21 protein-coding genes and 1 pseudogene are annotated in these 17,256 nt (G+C 35.3%); 12 read left to right on the top strand and 10 right to left on the bottom strand.

Annotation, left to right across the window (positions count from 1 at the left end):
• Window positions 1-283 precede the first annotated feature (283 nt).
• A complete protein-coding gene (locus ACFFIS_RS12645; protein WP_320378648.1) occupies window positions 284-547 on the top strand; it encodes a NifU N-terminal domain-containing protein in 264 nt (87 codons plus the stop codon).
• A 214-nt stretch (window positions 548-761) separates the two neighbouring features.
• Here the strand turns inward: ACFFIS_RS12645 and ACFFIS_RS12650 are convergent, their stop codons facing one another.
• Window positions 762-1,607 (bottom strand): YitT family protein, encoded by an 846-nt coding sequence (locus ACFFIS_RS12650; protein WP_320378647.1) that lies wholly within the window; start codon window positions 1,605-1,607, stop codon window positions 762-764.
• A gap of 123 nt (window positions 1,608-1,730) precedes the next feature.
• Here ACFFIS_RS12650 and ACFFIS_RS12655 point away from each other — a divergent pair, with 123 nt between their 5' ends.
• The 3 genes from ACFFIS_RS12655 (at window position 1,731) to yppF (ending at window position 5,441) form a co-directional block, all read left to right on the top strand.
• Window positions 1,731-2,591 carry a fatty acid kinase binding subunit FakB gene (locus tag ACFFIS_RS12655; RefSeq protein ID WP_320378646.1) on the top strand — a complete coding sequence of 287 codons (861 nt, stop codon included), beginning with the start codon at window positions 1,731-1,733 and terminating at the stop codon, window positions 2,589-2,591.
• A gap of 204 nt (window positions 2,592-2,795) precedes the next feature.
• On the top strand, window positions 2,796-5,006 hold the full coding sequence (locus ACFFIS_RS12660) for a beta-propeller domain-containing protein (protein WP_390187874.1): 2,211 nt from the start codon (window positions 2,796-2,798) through the stop codon (window positions 5,004-5,006).
• A 246-nt stretch (window positions 5,007-5,252) separates the two neighbouring features.
• Window positions 5,253-5,441: a YppF family protein gene (gene yppF / locus ACFFIS_RS12665; RefSeq protein ID WP_390187876.1), complete on the top strand. Its 189-nt coding sequence runs from the start codon at window positions 5,253-5,255 to the stop codon at window positions 5,439-5,441.
• Between the two features lie 58 nt (window positions 5,442-5,499).
• Here the strand turns inward: yppF and ACFFIS_RS12670 are convergent, their stop codons facing one another.
• Entirely contained in the window at window positions 5,500-6,999 is a 1,500-nt protein-coding gene (locus tag ACFFIS_RS12670) for an alpha-amylase family glycosyl hydrolase (protein WP_390187877.1), read from the bottom strand.
• A 194-nt stretch (window positions 7,000-7,193) separates the two neighbouring features.
• The gene (locus ACFFIS_RS12675) at window positions 7,194-7,574 is read right to left on the bottom strand and encodes a YisL family protein (RefSeq protein WP_390187879.1); all 381 of its coding nucleotides are present in this window, start codon (window positions 7,572-7,574) and stop codon (window positions 7,194-7,196) included.
• Between the two features lie 178 nt (window positions 7,575-7,752).
• On the opposite strand from ACFFIS_RS12675, the gene ACFFIS_RS12680 reads away from it, so the two are divergent.
• From ACFFIS_RS12680 to ACFFIS_RS12710, 7 genes are all read left to right on the top strand, one after another.
• Entirely contained in the window at window positions 7,753-8,949 is a 1,197-nt protein-coding gene (locus ACFFIS_RS12680; protein WP_320378639.1) for an ornithine--oxo-acid transaminase, read from the top strand.
• Between the two features lie 325 nt (window positions 8,950-9,274).
• A complete protein-coding gene (locus ACFFIS_RS12685; protein ID WP_320378638.1) occupies window positions 9,275-9,493 on the top strand; it encodes a spore germination protein in 219 nt (72 codons plus the stop codon).
• 4 nt (window positions 9,494-9,497) lie between these two features.
• Window positions 9,498-9,722, top strand: coding sequence for a spore germination protein GerPB (locus ACFFIS_RS12690; protein ID WP_320378637.1), 225 nt, complete (start codon window positions 9,498-9,500; stop codon window positions 9,720-9,722).
• Window positions 9,723-9,808: 86 nt separating this feature from the next.
• Entirely contained in the window at window positions 9,809-10,417 is a 609-nt protein-coding gene (gene gerPC, locus ACFFIS_RS12695) for a spore germination protein GerPC (RefSeq protein ID WP_390187880.1), read from the top strand.
• The gene (locus ACFFIS_RS12700; protein ID WP_390187902.1) at window positions 10,401-10,583 is read left to right on the top strand and encodes a spore germination protein GerPD; all 183 of its coding nucleotides are present in this window, start codon (window positions 10,401-10,403) and stop codon (window positions 10,581-10,583) included. The genes gerPC and ACFFIS_RS12700 overlap by 17 nt, the downstream gene beginning before the upstream one ends.
• A 1-nt stretch (window position 10,584) precedes the next feature.
• On the top strand, window positions 10,585-10,968 hold the full coding sequence (locus ACFFIS_RS12705) for a spore germination protein GerPE (RefSeq protein ID WP_320378634.1): 384 nt from the start codon (window positions 10,585-10,587) through the stop codon (window positions 10,966-10,968).
• A gap of 92 nt (window positions 10,969-11,060) precedes the next feature.
• Entirely contained in the window at window positions 11,061-11,276 is a 216-nt protein-coding gene (locus tag ACFFIS_RS12710; RefSeq protein ID WP_390187882.1) for a spore germination protein, read from the top strand.
• 130 nt (window positions 11,277-11,406) lie between these two features.
• On the opposite strand, the gene ACFFIS_RS12715 is transcribed toward ACFFIS_RS12710, so the two are convergent.
• From ACFFIS_RS12715 to ACFFIS_RS12735, 5 genes are all read right to left on the bottom strand, one after another.
• A complete protein-coding gene (locus ACFFIS_RS12715; RefSeq protein ID WP_320378633.1) occupies window positions 11,407-11,964 on the bottom strand; it encodes a hypothetical protein in 558 nt (185 codons plus the stop codon).
• Between the two features lie 3 nt (window positions 11,965-11,967).
• Window positions 11,968-12,600, bottom strand: coding sequence for an SCO family protein (locus ACFFIS_RS12720; protein WP_320378632.1), 633 nt, complete (start codon window positions 12,598-12,600; stop codon window positions 11,968-11,970).
• Between the two features lie 140 nt (window positions 12,601-12,740).
• The gene (locus ACFFIS_RS12725; protein ID WP_320378631.1) at window positions 12,741-14,417 is read right to left on the bottom strand and encodes a cbb3-type cytochrome c oxidase subunit I; all 1,677 of its coding nucleotides are present in this window, start codon (window positions 14,415-14,417) and stop codon (window positions 12,741-12,743) included.
• 15 nt (window positions 14,418-14,432) lie between these two features.
• The gene (locus ACFFIS_RS12730; RefSeq protein ID WP_320378630.1) at window positions 14,433-14,894 is read right to left on the bottom strand and encodes a cytochrome c oxidase subunit II; all 462 of its coding nucleotides are present in this window, start codon (window positions 14,892-14,894) and stop codon (window positions 14,433-14,435) included.
• 23 nt (window positions 14,895-14,917) lie between these two features.
• Window positions 14,918-15,064: a hypothetical protein gene (locus ACFFIS_RS12735; RefSeq protein ID WP_320378629.1), complete on the bottom strand. Its 147-nt coding sequence runs from the start codon at window positions 15,062-15,064 to the stop codon at window positions 14,918-14,920.
• 469 nt (window positions 15,065-15,533) lie between these two features.
• On the opposite strand from ACFFIS_RS12735, the gene ACFFIS_RS12740 reads away from it, so the two are divergent.
• A complete protein-coding gene (locus ACFFIS_RS12740; protein WP_320378628.1) occupies window positions 15,534-16,031 on the top strand; it encodes a hypothetical protein in 498 nt (165 codons plus the stop codon).
• Between the two features lie 117 nt (window positions 16,032-16,148).
• Here the strand turns inward: ACFFIS_RS12740 and ACFFIS_RS12745 are convergent.
• Together ACFFIS_RS12745 and ACFFIS_RS12750 are read right to left on the bottom strand one after the other, a co-directional pair.
• A pseudogene (locus ACFFIS_RS12745) lies at window positions 16,149-16,601 on the bottom strand (cbb3-type cytochrome c oxidase subunit I); the annotation flags it as partial.
• A gap of 128 nt (window positions 16,602-16,729) precedes the next feature.
• The coding region (locus ACFFIS_RS12750; protein ID WP_390187883.1) for an RNA-guided endonuclease InsQ/TnpB family protein at window positions 16,730-17,256 on the bottom strand (527 nt) is incomplete at its 5' end.

Below are 17,256 nucleotides of genomic sequence, written 5' to 3' on the forward strand. Positions count from 1 at the left end.
GAATGTGTTATCTTCTTCAATGACAAAGTAAACGTGATGGTAATTACTAGTTCATTTATAAAAATGAAATAAAGAGTTGCTTGAAGCGTAATATTTTGTCAAAGGTCAAGGGTCAGACCCCTCGTATCATGACGATAAAGCTTTTTATCGTAATAGAGAGGGTTCTGATCCTTTTGTTTTGTCCTTATATCGTTTATATGTACAAAATAACGGGTTTTTCTTTTTTATTCTCCAAAATTCTGCTAATATGGACATAAATAGGGATATTTGAGGAGGGATGACGATGGGAGTAAGACCAGAAGGTACACCAAATCCAAATGCAATTAAATTTACGACAGACAAGGTTATCTTTGAAGGAACGAATAGCATATCCGTTATGCCTGGTGATACAAGTGAGCATGAAATTATGAATGATTTAATGAAAGTTGATGGTGTTGCAAATGTATTTGGCTATCAAAACTTCATTACAGTAAACAAAGACTTTGATGTCGAGTGGGATACCTTAACCCCGAAAGTATTAGAAGTCTTTCAAAATCACGGATATTAATACATACAAAATAAGTTCGAAATGGCATCTTAAGGAAGGTAAATGGAAATTCACGTTCCTTTCAGAATGTGATTGAGCTTATTTGCAACTCCCTTGTAAATACATCGTTTTCACAGGGAATTTTTAACCAATTTCCATAGAGAGAAAAAAACATCCCGACAGCATATGGACACTGAAGGGATGTTTTATGTTTATACTTCTATTTTCGATCAAATCAATCACTTCTCCGAAACGAACCTAACACACTTGCTGTTTGTACGATATTTGTAAAGGCATGCGGATCTACTTCCTGAATTATTTTTTCTAAATCATATAATTCATATCGTGTAACGACGAGGTAAAGCATATTTTTATCATCATTGGAATATGCCCCTTTCGCGGGTAATATTGTAATCCCCCTTACTAACTTCTGGTGAATTGCCTTTTGTAATGCCGCTGCGTTTTTTGTGATAATCATTGCGGTCACTTTCGTTAATCGTGTATGAATCGTATCAATTACACGTGTCGTCACATATAAACTTACTAAAGTGTATAACGCATTTTCAGGTTTATACAATATTCCTGCTGTAGCAATAATAATAGCATTTAAAGACATAAAATAAATACCAATCGGTCTATCCTTTTTTCTAGATAAAACCATCGCAACAATATCCATTCCACCTGTAGATGCGCCATATTTTAATGTCATACCTACGCCAACACCAGTTATAACCCCACCAAATACTGCATTTAAAATGATATCATTCGATAATTGAATCACCGGAATGAATTGCAAAAACAAAGACATACATCCAACAGAAACAATACTATATATTGTAAATCCTCTACCAACTTTCAACCATCCTAAAATAAAAACGGGAATGTTAAATAGTAACAATAAAATCCCTGTTTGAATATGTAAATTAAAAAAATCAGCACTAATACTAGACACAAGCTGGGCTGCGCCAGTAAAACCACTTGCATAAACATTGGCACTAATTAAAAAGAAGTTTAAAGCAAGCGCATTTAACAATGCACCAATCACAACAACTACTAACCGCTTTGTTTCCATTAAAAACATAAACAACCTCCTTATCCAACACCTTACTTTTGCAATATTTAAAAATATTAAGGAAAATTCTTTGACTAACTTATGAATTAGCTATAAACTAGAATAATAAAAGAAAATATAGAGGGTGAAAGTATGACAATTAAAATTCTCGCAGATTCGGCTTGTGATTTGACAGACAAAGAAACAAAACAATACAACATCGATATCGTCCCATTAACAGTTCATTTACATGGGGAAGATTATGAAGATGGCATTACAATCTCACCAAAAAAAGTATATGAAGCAATGAGAGAAGGCGCGAGTACAAAAACATCCCAAGTTTCACCACAAACGTTTAAGACTATTTTTACATCTTATGCGAAGAAAAATCAAGCTTTAGTGTATCTTGCTTTTTCATCAGAGCTTTCCGGCACATGCCAAACGGCTAAAATGATGGCTAACGAAGTAAAAGAACAATATCCAGATGCACAAATTCATGTGCTAGATACGAAATGTGCTTCACTTGGTTACGGCTTAGTAGTGATAAGAGCCGCTAAACTTGCACAAAAAGGCGCGAGCGTTGATGAAATCCTAGAGATGGCTACATATCATGCCACTCATATGGAACATATCTTTACAGTTGATGACCTGGAATACTTATATCGTGGCGGTCGTGTCAGTAAAACTGCCGCATTCGTTGGTTCTTTATTAAAAATCAAACCAATTCTACATGTAGATGACGGTAAGTTAATTCCAATAGAAAAAATACGGGGTTCCAAACGAATTTTAACACGTATGATTGAAATTATGGCAGAACGTGGCACTGACATTCAAAACCAAACAATTGCCATCAGCCATGGAGATGACATTGAAAGAGCGGAACAACTTGCCGCGCTAATTAAAGAAAAATTTGGTTATAAAGATATTATTATTGAGATGGTAGGGTCTGTCATCGGTGCTCACTCTGGACCTGGAACAATTGCACTATTCTTTCTTAATGATAAAAATAAATAAAATACCATGAAAAAGGGAGACAAATGTCTCTCTTTTTTATTCCCATACATACAAAAAACATGTTGATTTAAAATGATAATCTACCACTTCGATTCCTTTATCTTTTATACCTTCCCCTCTTTCTCTTATTTTACTTTCTTTTTGAAACAAAAGTGTAGTTTCTATCGTCTTACTCGTAAATCAGATAAATTTGAGGTGATAATAGTGAAAAAGCATATGATTTGGATCATGGCCATTCCGATTTGTTTCATTGTTTTCCTTTTTATCAAGCAAATAAGTGTGATCAATGCGTCAATCGAATCCCCTGATCATTATGTCATGACGACAAAGACTTGGGAAATTCACTTTTCAGAGAAAATGGACCCCTCCTCCCTAGCTAATAACTTTGCAAAAGTAGAAAATGAAGATGGCGAAACCGTACCAGTAACATTTGAATGGGAAAATAATCATACAGTACTATCCATTGGTGCTCCTGAAGATGGCTATGCAGTTGGGAAATATACATTAACACTTTCGAGTGAGTTAAAAACAATCAAAGGGAAGCCATTATCTAAAGAGATTTCTCATACCTTTGAGGTTATGGATGAGCTTCCAAAAGTTAAAGATGCGAAACATCTAGCTACGCTTTTAAAAGAACGTACGGAAGATCAAGACACGGTAACGATGTTTGAGGAAAGTAATTCAAGTAAAATGAGTCAAAGTGAAAGTGCAGATGTTGATACGGGCAGCGGGGCAGACTCACCTTCAGAAACAAACGTACAAGTAGAAGGGATTGATGAAGGCGATAAAATAAAATCAGATGGAGAGTTTATTTACTTTGCTCGTGAAGATGATATTATCATTACTTCTGCAGCCAAAGAACATAGTGAATTAGTTTATACAATTCAGGAAGATGACTTTTCACCAATAGAACTATATATACACGACAAAATTTTAATAAGTATTGGCTATTCCTATGAAGTAAATATCAATCCAAACCTAAAAACAAAGAAGAAGCAGGAATCACATGCAGACAGTTTTATATATCCACCTCATCAATTATTCACCACAGCTTATTTTTATGATATTTCTAATCCAAAAGAGCCTAAAAAAGTCCGTGAGATTGCATTGGAAGGTGATTATCAAGGATCTCGAATTAAGGATAATGAGTTATTCTTAATTGTAAATGATACACCTTCTTTCCATATTTCAGAAAATACAACGAAGGATACCCGGCCGTATGTAAAAGATTCTGTCACAAATCAAACATATAACAAAGTGGATTTTGAAAAAATTTATTTTTTCCCAGAGAGTATGGAAAACAGCTATTTAACGATTGGCACCGTCCACTTAGATCATTTAAAAAAGGAAGCAACCATTGAAAGCTATTTAGGAGCTTCTTCAGAAATGTATATGTCTAAAGATCACTTGTATCTAGCTGTTCAAAAGGCAAATAAACAACCAAGGCGAAAGCGTATGTTGGAGACAGAAGTCTTGCCACCCATTACAAAGACTGAAATTATGCAATTTATCATTTCAGATGGAAAAGTTGTTTACAATACATCAGCAACCGTTCCAGGCCGATTATTGAACCAATTTGCAATGGATGAACAAAAGGATACTTTCCGAGTAGCAACGACAGTAGGTCAAAGTTGGGAACGTACAGCTTCCAAAAACAATTTATATACATTTGATTTAAATATGAAACAATTAGGTGCTATCGAGGGATTAGCGCCAGGCGAGGAGATATTTAGTGTACGATTTATGGAAGATGTTGCCTATATGGTTACATTTGAGCAAATTGACCCATTGTTCGTCATTGATTTACAAGACCCTACTAAACCGACAGTACTTGGAGAATTAGAAATCCCTGGATTCAGTGACTATCTACATCCTTTAGATCAACACCATCTTATCGGAGTCGGGCAACAGACTGAGTTAATCAAGCAAAAAGGGAATAGGGAACCTCTAGTAAAAATGGCGGGTGTAAAAATTTCTTTGTTTGACGTTCGTGACCGAGCAAATCCACAAGAAAAAAATAATTTAATTGTTGGAGATGGTAATTCCTATTCTACTATTAGCTACAATCATAAGGCACTATACAAACATCCTGAAAAAAGTTTATTTGGTATTCCAGTTACTTTGTATAAAACAAAGAAAGTATCGAATAAGCACCAAGTTTTTGAAGATGAGGTTTTTGATAAAGACGGGCTACTGTTATTAAATATTACAGCAAAAGATGGCATTATACAGCAAGCTTTTATTACACATCAAACTGAAAAAACGATATATCAAGATTGGGAAAAAGAAATAAGTCGTGCAATTTCAGTTGGAGATTTTCTCTACACTTTTTCATTAAGTGATATACATGTTTTTGATTTGAATAATATGGATACTGTTCACCAAATATCCGTTCCTTTTGACTCATCATATTAGAAACCGGGTGTAAAACATAAAGTGAAACTATAATCAGTGAGGGCTTTACATTTCCCTTACTGATTATTAGTTGAACGAGTCGTTGCTTTACTAGCTACTGATTTCTATAAATCCTCTTGATCCTTTGTAGTGGGATCTCCAGCCAGTTAATTTGCGTAAAAATATTCCTATGTTTAGTTAAAAAAAGCATGAATACAATTTTCCTTCATATATTTAAATGAAAGAGATGAAGGGATGGTTGTTCTTATGTTTATTAATAAGCTCATTTCCAATTATGAAATAGAACGTAACCAAACACCAGAAACAATGGACAACTTATTGGATTTTTACTTATCAAAGTATATTCGGGAAGAAATTGATATTGTAGAATACTGGAATATTTTTTCCTATCTTTCAGAAAGAGGTGCAGTCTCCGCCTACGATCATTCTATCTAAATAAAAACCGAGGTCTTTTCATCATAATAAAAGACCTCGATTTTATTTCATTCGCACTTTATTTTTCACTATTGTGATTACGTTGCTTTTCTTTACGACCAAGATAAACAATCGCTGTTACGAAAAGTAACATTACGACAAGTATCGGGGCAATAAACACCCAATTTAACCCTGTATTTTCCTCTATAATGTATACTTCACTTGATTCTCTAGGTATTCCTATTTTATATTCACCTTGCTCATCTTCACGGGCAAGATTATCACCTAATAGCCCACGTAACTGCAAGCCATTACCTATTCCCTTTATAGATACTGCACGCGATTCTGGATCATTATTAATTGCAATATAAATTGTCTCGCCTTCATATGTACGTTTATAAACACTCATTCCTTTATCTTGTGCCACTTTTTCAAAATCCCCATATTGTAACGCTGGGAATGAGGTTCGTAATGAAGATATTCTTGTGTAAAATTCTTTTAAGTCTGAATCTCCACTATTTAATTCTACTAAATGTTGACTTTCAGGATATCCACTTCCATACATTGGAATCTCCGAACCTTGATAAATAATAGGTACACCTGGTGTCGTATACATGTATGTTAATGCAAGCTTCCAAGCTGTAAGGATGTTTCGTCTATGCTCAGAAAATTCGTGTGTAAATCGTTTTGAAAATGGATCATCGATGGCAATAAGCCCATACGGTTTACCATTGTTTTCCCAGCTATCAATTATTTCTTCTACAGGTTTCCCTTCTTCTGCAAAACTAGAAAATAATGCTTGTTGTAATACTTTATTATCAACTAGATCAATGCCCTCAATTTCACGCAGTTTTTCATCACCTTGATTTGTTATGGTCGAAGCTAAAATCATAAATTGTGGATGCTTCTCTTTCAAATGTGATGTAAACGCATTTAGAAATTGTGGTGAAGTCTCATCTGCTGCATATAAAGAATATCCATCAATATTTGCCTCTTCTACCCAGAAATCTGCTACTTCTTGCAAATATGAAATTACTTCAGGATTCCCTGTATCAAGTGCGACAACATTCTCCAACCAAGGATTTTTCTTTGTATCAAATTGTTTGCTCGTATCCATCCATGCCGCTTTTTCAGAAACGAGTGGACTTGTCTTTGCCACAAAGCCTGGAACAAATTCGACTACCACTTTCATCTCTCTTTTATGAGCTTCCGAAACTAAATGTTGCAAGTCTTGCATCGTACCAAGCTCTTCTTCAACACGAAAGTAATCTTCAATCCAATAACCATGATAACCTTTAGCTGCATTTGCCATAATTGGTGATAATGAAATTGTCGTAAATCCCAATTGTTTTATGTCATCTAATTTTTTCGTAATTCCCTTTAGATCCCCACCATGATATGCATAAGGATCATTCAGTTCCACTTTCTTTTTGCCCGTTTTACCATTATTAAAGCGATCAACAAATATATTGTAAATTATTTCTTCATTTATTGATGCTTTTTCAACAGCAAGACTGCTCGTTGGATAAATCATCAGAAAAAATGGTATAACGAGTAATATGTAAAAGATTTTTTTCATCCTTATCCCCCATTCCAATTTAATTATTGTAGAATATGAAAAATTAGTCAATCTCAATCCCTACGCTGTTTGATTGAACCCTTACATATACGTCCAATTTTTGAACAACCATGATTACGATTAGAAAAATAACAAAAATAAAGGGACTACTCTATATTAGAATAGTCCCTAGATTATATACACTTCCGTTACGATTAAGGCAGAATTCCGAATGGTAAGCGACCAAACCCTAATATTAACGTAATTAAAAATGCAATAATGAGCTGAATCCAGACACCTTTTGTTGGTTTACCTTTTGCTGTTTTTACACCAATCATTTCCATTGCATAAATTACCCAAATACCTGCAATCGCTTTTACGACTACTTCACCACGCAAACTTGCTTTCATACCTTCTATTGTGAAATACTTATACAGTAAGATTCCACCACTAATTAAAATAAGTAAGTAAGCTAAACGAAGGATCATATGGGTAATTTTTGCACCTTTCGCCTTTCCTTGCTTATGTAGTACAACAACAACAATTAATAAAATGACAGCTAAAACCCAAGCTGTTATGTGAAAATGTGTATTCAATGTATGCTCATCCCCTCATAGTTTTACATCAATCATATTCCTTTCAACATCATATCATGTCCGATGTTTTTTTTCACTTAAAATGAAAAGCTATTTGTATGTGATATGTCATCATTACATATTTCCTGTTATAATGATAATGTAAGCGCTATTTTTAAAAGACTTGGGGGTAAATATCATGAGACATACGAGTCAAGAAGTCATGAGTCAAACGGAAGAATTTGGGGCAAAAAATTATCATCCGCTCCCCGTAGTAATTGCAAAAGGAAAAGGTGTTTGGGTGGAAGATCCTGAAGGCAATCGGTATATGGATATGTTAAGTGCCTATTCTGCGGTGAATCAAGGGCATTGCCATCCGCGAATTATACAAGCATTAAAAGATCAGGCAGACCTTATCACATTGACATCACGAGCTTTTCATAATGATCAATTAGGTCCTTGGTACGAAAAGATTTGTAAACTCGCAAATAAAGATATGGCATTACCGATGAATACGGGCGCAGAAGCAGTTGAAACGGCAATAAAAGCCGCACGACGCTGGGCCTATGACGTAAAAGGTGTACCAGAAGGCCAAGCTGAAATTATTGCATGTGAAGGAAACTTTCACGGTCGAACCATGACTGCAGTTTCTCTATCCTCTGAAGCAGAATATAAGCGTGGCTTTGGTCCAATGTTGCCTGGTATTAAGCTCATCCCATTTGGTGATCTCGATGCATTAAAAGCAGCCATCAGCGACAATACAGCAGCCTTTCTTTTTGAACCAATTCAAGGTGAAGCGGGTATCAATATCCCACCAGAAGGTTTCTTAAAAGAGGCATTTCAAATTTGTAAAGAAAATGATGTTTTATATATGGCAGATGAAATCCAAGCAGGTCTTGGACGTAGTGGAAAAATGTTTGCTTGTGATTGGGAAGATGTTTCCCCAGATGTACTCATTTTAGGAAAAGCATTAGGTGGCGGTGTCATGCCAATATCTTGTGTTGTTGCAAACAAAGAAATTCTAGGTGTTTTTAATCCTGGTTCCCACGGATCCACGTTTGGTGGAAACCCTCTTGCTTGCGCAGTATCCATTGCATCGTTAGACGTATTACTTGAAGAAAATCTAACTGATCGTTCTTTGGAATTGGGAACGTACATGGTCGAGGAATTAAAAAAGATTCGGAATGAAAAGATTAAAGAAGTACGTGGTCGCGGCTTATTTATTGGAATAGAATTAACAGAATCTGCTCGCCCATATTGTGAGGCATTAAAAGAAAAAGGGCTGCTCTGTAAAGAAACACATGAAAATGTTATTCGATTTGCACCACCACTCATTATTGAAAAAGAAGATTTAGATTGGGCATTAGAACGAATCCGTGAAGTTTTACAAAATTAATCCTTCCTACCTACCAAATGCAACTGCATTTGGTAGGGACAATCTTTTAGAAAAATCGACACGGGTGGGTAGACGAATTCGATTCAATCATCCGTTTCCTACATCAAGCGAATAAAAGCCTTTAGTTTAGTTTGATAAGATAAAATACGTAAATATTAAATACTTCTCTCATAAAAGCGCTAGCATGACTCTCATCTTTTTATAACTTCTTCACGCTAACACTTTATCCTTCAACTTTTTTAATTATTATCATAAGCTATTAAAGAAAAGTTAAAAGTGCCTAGGAATAATCATTTCCCAACACGGAGAAAAGGAGGGGATATCGTTGCCGGCAATGGTAGGTGCTGTAAAAGTTATTACTGTTTCATCTTCATCTATATTTAATATTGGTGACGTTTATTCAATGTCCCCAGATAGTAGTGCAAAAACATATGCCGGTGGTGGATCCTTTAATACGGGTGATGGTATCCGTGTACATTTAGCTAACTCACATACAAGAGTATTTGATGCGGATGCAATTGATCAACCTATTACAGGGACGTGATTTTTTGAATTTTATTGTTCACCAATCCATACAAATTCATTTGTTAAAAGTCGGCAGCATTGCGAACTCATCCGTATTACAAATTGGTAGTACAGGAAGTATACAAGCAAAAAGTGATATTTACGATACGGGAGGTTTCACACAACTCGCAGAGCCTGTACCTTATGAAGATATTACGCAAGAAGCAACCCATACACCACTTGTTCCCCTCATTGAGCCGGGGGAATAATTTCATATACACATCACAACTAATTCTGCATAAAATGTATGAGATAGGTATTCGCCTACATGGAATTTTATAAAAGGGGAATAAAAATGAACATACATGAGCTTTACCACTACGTATATGATCTACAGCATCAAAATAATGAGCAAACAGAACGTATTCATAAACTTGAACAACAAATAAACTCTTTAGAAGATAAACTAAATCAACCTACACAACCCGCTGTTGATAAAATAGAATACCATTTTGATCAGTTGAAAATTGAACATTTAGAAGGTACATTACAAATTGGACTATCACCACAAGATTTAGCGAACATTGATGACTTGCAAGCAGCAACATCAGCACAAAACAACAATTCAAAACAAATGGGCACCTTACCTCAAGATGTTCAACATCAATTAAGAGCTTATTTAAATGAAGCAGGTCCGCAAATTATCCAACAACTCGCGAATGAATATCAACAACCCATTGATGAAAAACATCAAGCAGCTTTAGTTGAGGATATTCAAAAACAATTACCACAACGTATCGCATATTACGAACAAAAAGCACGCAAACAAAATATTGCAAGTAATCAAGAGTTACAAGCTTATCTAACAGAAAACACAAAAAACGAGATTCACCATTCTTTACGAAAATATATAGAAGGTATTACAAAACAAGGAGATGCTCCCATTGATGATGGAAGTGCATAATTGGAATTTAGAAGTAGGAGACATTCAGGTGGAATCAGTAGCTTCATCTTCCGTCTTTTTAATCGGAGATAATGATTATTTTATTCTCTCATCTTTTTTTGACACACCACCTGAGTCATATTATGTCGGACCAATCGTACCACTTGCACCTGTTGGTGGAGGTTAGCTTGAAAACAAAAAGAACTGTGCATATCCAATCCATTGATGTAAATTCAGTTACGTTTAGTTCTATTTTATCAATAGGAGATACAAAAAAGGCACATCCAACTTCACGTGCAATCGCAGTACAACAACCAAGTGCAGTGTTTAACGCCCATAAAGAGGTAACATATGCTGATTACCCTATTTTTTCAAGAAAGCCGAAATGGATACAACAATCACCATCCGTTCAAAAAAATACGTTTCATCACCAGCCATATATTCGTACTAAAAATATATTTACAATAGCAGTGAATGGCTCATCCATTTTTCAATTAGGAAGTTTACAAGAGGTAAAAGCGGATTCACGCACCAAACATATCCGTAAAATTAGGAAGCATCAGAATCCTTAAAGTGCACAAATCGTGTATCTTTCACATATGATGAAAATATCTACAGAGGATTTACCTTATTCTCTAAATATGTAACAAGAAGGTGTTACATGATGCCATCTATCGTAGGTCCAGTTAAAATTAATAGTGTGGACGGTATTGTAAATTTTGGCGATTCGTTTTATCTTTCTCCTAAAGGTTCAGACAAAACAGCAGCTGGTTCTGGTTCTTTTAATACAGGTGATTTTATATGCACAAACACTGGTTTTAGTTCTACCAATCCCGTTGATCCAGATTTTCTTGATCAAAATATTGCTGGAAATACGTAATAAACGCATGTATAGCATGAGTAGCGGCTGGGACAAAACAAAATTGTCAGACCCTTATGTCCCGGCCCCTTTGACTTCTCTCTTTACACAAAAAGAGCATAATCTCTTTTTCAAAATAAGTAATCCAATTTCATTCATAATCATCAGGATTAATTAATAATAGTTGCAGAACATAAATGAGCAACGCCGCAGCGGTAATAAAAAATCCCCAAGCTAATGTGACTTGTTCTATCTGCAGGTAATTATTACATAATTGATTTGGCGAAAACATATATAAAGATCCCATTAAACTAAACAATATGATAAATAAAATAAAAACCATATTTTTCTTTTTATCCGATAACTTTTTCCAACTATCCCGTAAAGGTATTCCACATAAAATAGCTAAACTAAAAAACTTAAATAATTCTACTGGTACAATTGTCAAAGCATCATCCATTGTTTTTGGAATCATCCAGAATCCAAATACTATTAAAAATAATAGTATCCCTGGAATCCCATCTTCATTCCATTCAGCAAAAAAATTGGGGTATCTTTTTTGAAAAAAGGGTGCCATAAGAATTCCGGCTATCACAATGAGTGGCATTTGCATATGCATATGGATAATCATAATCGATTCCATTAAATGAGCAACAGGAGGAATTGCAAGGAAGATAAATAATGCGAGACCGTATTTAGGTTGTTCCATCTGTCATTCCTCTCCTTTCTGTTGCAATAAACTTTGTACGACGTCAGATGCTGCGTCTATCTTTTGAAAATCTAATACGTTGATTAGCGTACCAGTTGGATCGACAACATAAAATGATGTATTATGTGTGAAATTACCATTTCCATCTGGAATGACAACAATACCAAACTCTTTTAATAAAGCTTGTAATTCCTCTTCATTAGGGATACGAGCCATACGCCATGTTTCCCCATCACTATTAAAGTAAGCGCGGTATTTTTCTAAAGTAGCAGGATCATCTCGCTCTGTATCAAAACTAATACTTAAAAAGACAATATCTTTTCCCAAATATTGTTTTGGTATCCCTTTATACACTTCCGCCATATTCACTTCCATTTTCGGACAAACATCCGTACACGCAGTATAAATAAAAGTGAGCAACACATATTTTCCTGCAAACTCATCAAATGAATACGTACGTCCTTTACTATCTTCTAACGTCACATTCGGGAATTGCGGCTTGTCAGTAAGCAAACGATTCGTTCTAGCAACTTCTGCTGTAAAAGCTTGAAAGCCATTTGTACCGATAAAAAATAAGACAAATCCAAATAAGATAACGACAATTATACTTTGTAAAGTTTGCTTATTCTTAAACATGACGCCACCTCTTTCACATGTATTGCTTGACTTTCTACCATATAGAGAAGGAACGAGACATATTTCAACTCGTTCCATTTTCATTATTTATCAATTCCATTAACACTTCGACGTCGCTAAACGTTGCATCCGCTTTTCTCTCACCATGTTTTGAATGGTGGGGATCCTGGAGGTGCGTTTGTAATAAAGTCAACTAATGGAATGATATAGGCCATCCCTACTATAATTAGCATAAGCACGATCCAGCGTGTCCAGCGTTCTGTCCAATATGGTGTTTTCGTTGCATTTTCCTCTTCTTCTGCAATCGGGAATTCTTCTTCCCCCTTTGGAGCTCGAAACATGAGATGGAATACCGCCCAAACTTGCATGATTACACCTACTACTAATAATGTTGCGCCAACTCCCGCGATAACTAAATATGGGTTCCAACCTAAAGCTGTTACGTTATCTCCGTATGTTGTAAAGGACGTCCGTCTTGGTGACCCAAACAAACCAACTACGTGCATTGAGATTGCCATAAGTGACATTGCTATTGTCCACACAATCGTTTGTGCTACTCCAAATTTATTCATTTTTGGTGTGAGTACACGTCCTGATATATAAGGGACTAACCAATAGCTAATTCCAAAGAATGTTAAGACAACAGACATTCCGATTGTTAAGTGGAAGTGACCAACAATCCACATCGTATTATGAACAACTTGGTCCAATTGGTTTGTTGTTTGTACAATACCGCCTGCACCGGCAGGTATAAAGGCAATCATTGCAATCATTGGTGCTAAGAAGCGTACATCGCCCCACGGTAGTTCTTTAAACCAACCAAATAGACCTTTGCCACCTTTTCTTCTACCTGTTTTTTCAAATACAGAAAACATTGCATATGCTGTCATTAATGATGGGAATCCGATAGATAAACTCATGAAGACGTGCATGAATTTAACAGGGAATGAAATCCCAGGGTCCACAATTTGATGGTGGAATCCACCTGTAATATTTAAAATAACTAATAAAATAACGACAATTCTCGTTAGTAAGTCACTAAATCTTCTTCCACCAATTACTTTCGGCACGATAACATACCATGCTGAAACAGCAGTTAAATACCAAATATTTACTAGTGTATGACCAAATGCCCAGAATAAAGTCCGACTAAGCATTACATTAATAGTATCTACCCAGCCAAATGACCATGGGATAATGAGTACAATTACCTCAACAGCAACTGGTATGCTTCCGAAGAATAATAAGACGAATACACCTGTTGCAAAGAAAGCTAAGATTGGTAAATGCTCACCTTTATGTGCTTTTCTCCAATGCGCTACATTGATAAATGCACCAAATGCACAGATCCAAATCCCCACAACGATCAGAGCTAAACCAATATAAAATGAAGGTGCTGCAGCCATTGGTGGGTAAAATGTATAAAGTACAGATGCTTTATTTTGTAAAATTGGTACGACAGCAAAGATAAATCCTATTATTTTTAATGAAAAACCAATCCAACCCATTATGCGAACCTTTGGTAATAATCCACCTAATGTATGGGATAGTCCTGCATAAAAATATCCAATTGTAAAGAATGCAGTAAATACAACAACTAAAAATAATCCATGTGCTGTTAATACCTGGTAGTAATTAAGCCAACTTGGTAACGTTAACCAACCAGCACGATTGAGCCCTTGTAACAAACCTAACAAACCACCAAATAGTAAAGCGGTAAATGACACGATAAAATAAGTCTTGGATAGCCTTGCATCTTCAAGTTGTAGACCAAAGCTCTTATTAATTTTATGTTTTGTAGATTGTGCTATTGCCATTATTACACTTCCCTTCTATTTTACTGTAATTGTCGTACTCATAAATTGGTGTCCAGCCCCACAATACTCATTACATAAAACTAAGTATTCACCAGGTTTATCAAACTTTTGTGTTGCCTTTTGAATGTAACCAGGCATAACCATCGTGTTCAGATTTGTGCCTGCTACTTGAAAACCATGTACAACGTCTTTTGATGTCATAATGAAATGTACCGTCGAACCTGCGGGAACTTCAATTTCTGCAGGTGTAAAACTGAAAATTTGTAATGTCATCACTACCTCATATTCATTTTCACCTATTTTTTTCACACCTGGGTTATCAAATGGTGCCGTTTCATCTACCTTTTGTGGATCAAGTATTTCCTGATGACTCGGTGGAGCCATCCCTAATGCAAATGCTTGATATCCTGTAACTAACATAAAGCCGATAATAAGTGCGCTACTTAAAATAAGCCAAATTTTTTCAAAACGATGCATGTCATTTCCTCCTTTTTATCTACTTATACTCTAGCCATGAAAACCCAAAAAATAATAACGTATAAAATTGCTATAAATCCACCAACTAGTAAAACTGATACAAATGCTCCTTTTTCCGTATGTTCTTCATCGTGGGTAAGTTTCTGATCGTTGATTTTGTCAACTGACATTTTCCTCAACCTCCTCATATGATTTTCTACCTTAAGTCTAAATGAGCGTTCTTATCAATGAAGTGAACTAAATCACACACTTACATTTTTTAAACTTGTCTCGTTCTTCAACATGGAAATAGTAAAAACAGTAAGACCTTATGTAGCAACACTTACAGAGGGTAATGAATAAGTTAAGTATTTAATTTTGACAAAACAATGAACTTCTTAAATGAAGGGAAGGGCTTATTTTGTTGATTATCGCTTTTTTCTTATGATGGATAATGAATATCGATGTATTAATTGGAGGAATCTGTTCTATAAGGGATTGGAGTTTTTTAAGTTCATTACGATATATGTTATAATTTAAATTACAGAATTTTTTTAATTCTATTGTCTCATTTACTGAGAAATATACTTCAACTATATTAAAGTAACTCTAGTTATTTTTGAACCAATCTATTGTAAACGATTACAGGAGGTGAGAAACTTGAGAATGGTGATAGAAACATTACGTTTTATCGCAGTTTTCTATAGTATTTTGGTTGTTTTCGGTACAATTACATACCTTACTTTTTTAACTTTTGATATGAATATTGATACGTATAGTTGGATTTTAATTATGTTTGTGTTTATCCTAACCGTTGTTCTTTATCAAACAAAAGGATGGGGAAAGGTATATCACAACAAAGTTCTTTGGACTTCCGTTATTCTAATTATTCTCACATCCATACTATTTCCAGATGTGTCTCCAACACATTTACACTCCAATGTATATGCTTACTCCTATGGTTTCCCATTTAAGTTTTTAACAATTTATATTGAAAATGGAAACACATTTGTAATTCCAAACCTTTTTTCCAAGAAGAATGCTAGTTGGAGTATTGATACGACTATATTCGCTAACTTTATATTATGGTACTTTCTATTACAGACTATATATAAAGGAGCATTTAGTTATAAAGGCACTTTTCATAGCTTAAAATAGAGGAAGTGCAACGTGCTTTATTTTGTCCTTTATACTTTCACTCACTACTAGATTGAGAAACTACAAAAAAGGATCAGATCCCAAGACCTGAACCCTCTGCACTAGTTTCCTACCTATTTACTTTTCTTCTGGAATATTATCTCCGCCTTTATAGGACGGTTTTTTAAGATGAAACATAACTTTTATACAGAAGATGACGAGTAAAACAACACCTATAATAAATATAGTGTCAGGAACAGCGCGGACCAGTAATAGATTTTGGATTACATCTTGTTGAAGAAAGTCACGAGTACGTGATGCCCAATATCCATGGACAAATGCTTCTTTCAATTGAATAAATCCAATCGGGGTTAAAGAAACAAAGACCATTCCAAATAAACCGATGTTTAATAACCAAAATGACCATTTTAGCCATGTATCATTCCATTTTTCTGGTGTTACTACATTCCTTAATGAATAAACTAATACAGCTATAGCGAACATACCGTAAACACCCATCATCGCAGCATGCGCATGTGCTGGTGTTAATTGTTGACCATGCTCAAAGTAGTTGACGGCTGGAAGATTAAGTGAACTACTCCCACCACTTACCACCCTTACGGGTCGCTTGAAGTGGGGGCTTCTTGGGTAATCGACACTTTTAGTAGCTGGCGAAATGGACCAAGCTAACCCTCTTGTTCCACGAGTTTATATTTTCATTAGGCACTTGCTAATAAGCGAATGCCTTCTTTTTTGATATTGAGTGCTGAATTGTAATCTCTATCAATATTTAGTCCACAAGGGCATTGATAGGTTCGTTCTGATAATTTAACTTCTTTTATCGAACCGCATGCTGAACAGCTTTTTGTAGATGGAAACCACTTGTCGATTTTGATAAGTTGTTTCCCTTGTTCTTTCAGTTTGTACTGTAAGAAAGAGGTGAACATACCCCATCCATTATCAGCTACGCTTTTACCAAAATTTAGTGCTTGTGACATAGCTTTCATATCTAAATCTTCAATCACAACAGCATCATAGTTAGTTACTAATTCCTTTGACTTATGATGAAGAAAGTTCTTCCGTTGATTTACGACCTTTTCTTGAATTTTAGCTACTCGAATACGTTGTTTATCCCAATTAGAAGAGCCTTTCTTTTTACGAGAAAGTTTACGTTGTTCAATTGCTAATTTAGCAAGCATTTGTCGATAAAATTTAGGGTAATTGGCTTTCTCACCCTCGCTATCGA

Source organism: Paracerasibacillus soli (assembly GCF_042432965.1).
GTDB classification, from domain to species: domain Bacteria; phylum Bacillota; class Bacilli; order Bacillales; family Amphibacillaceae; genus Paracerasibacillus; species Paracerasibacillus soli.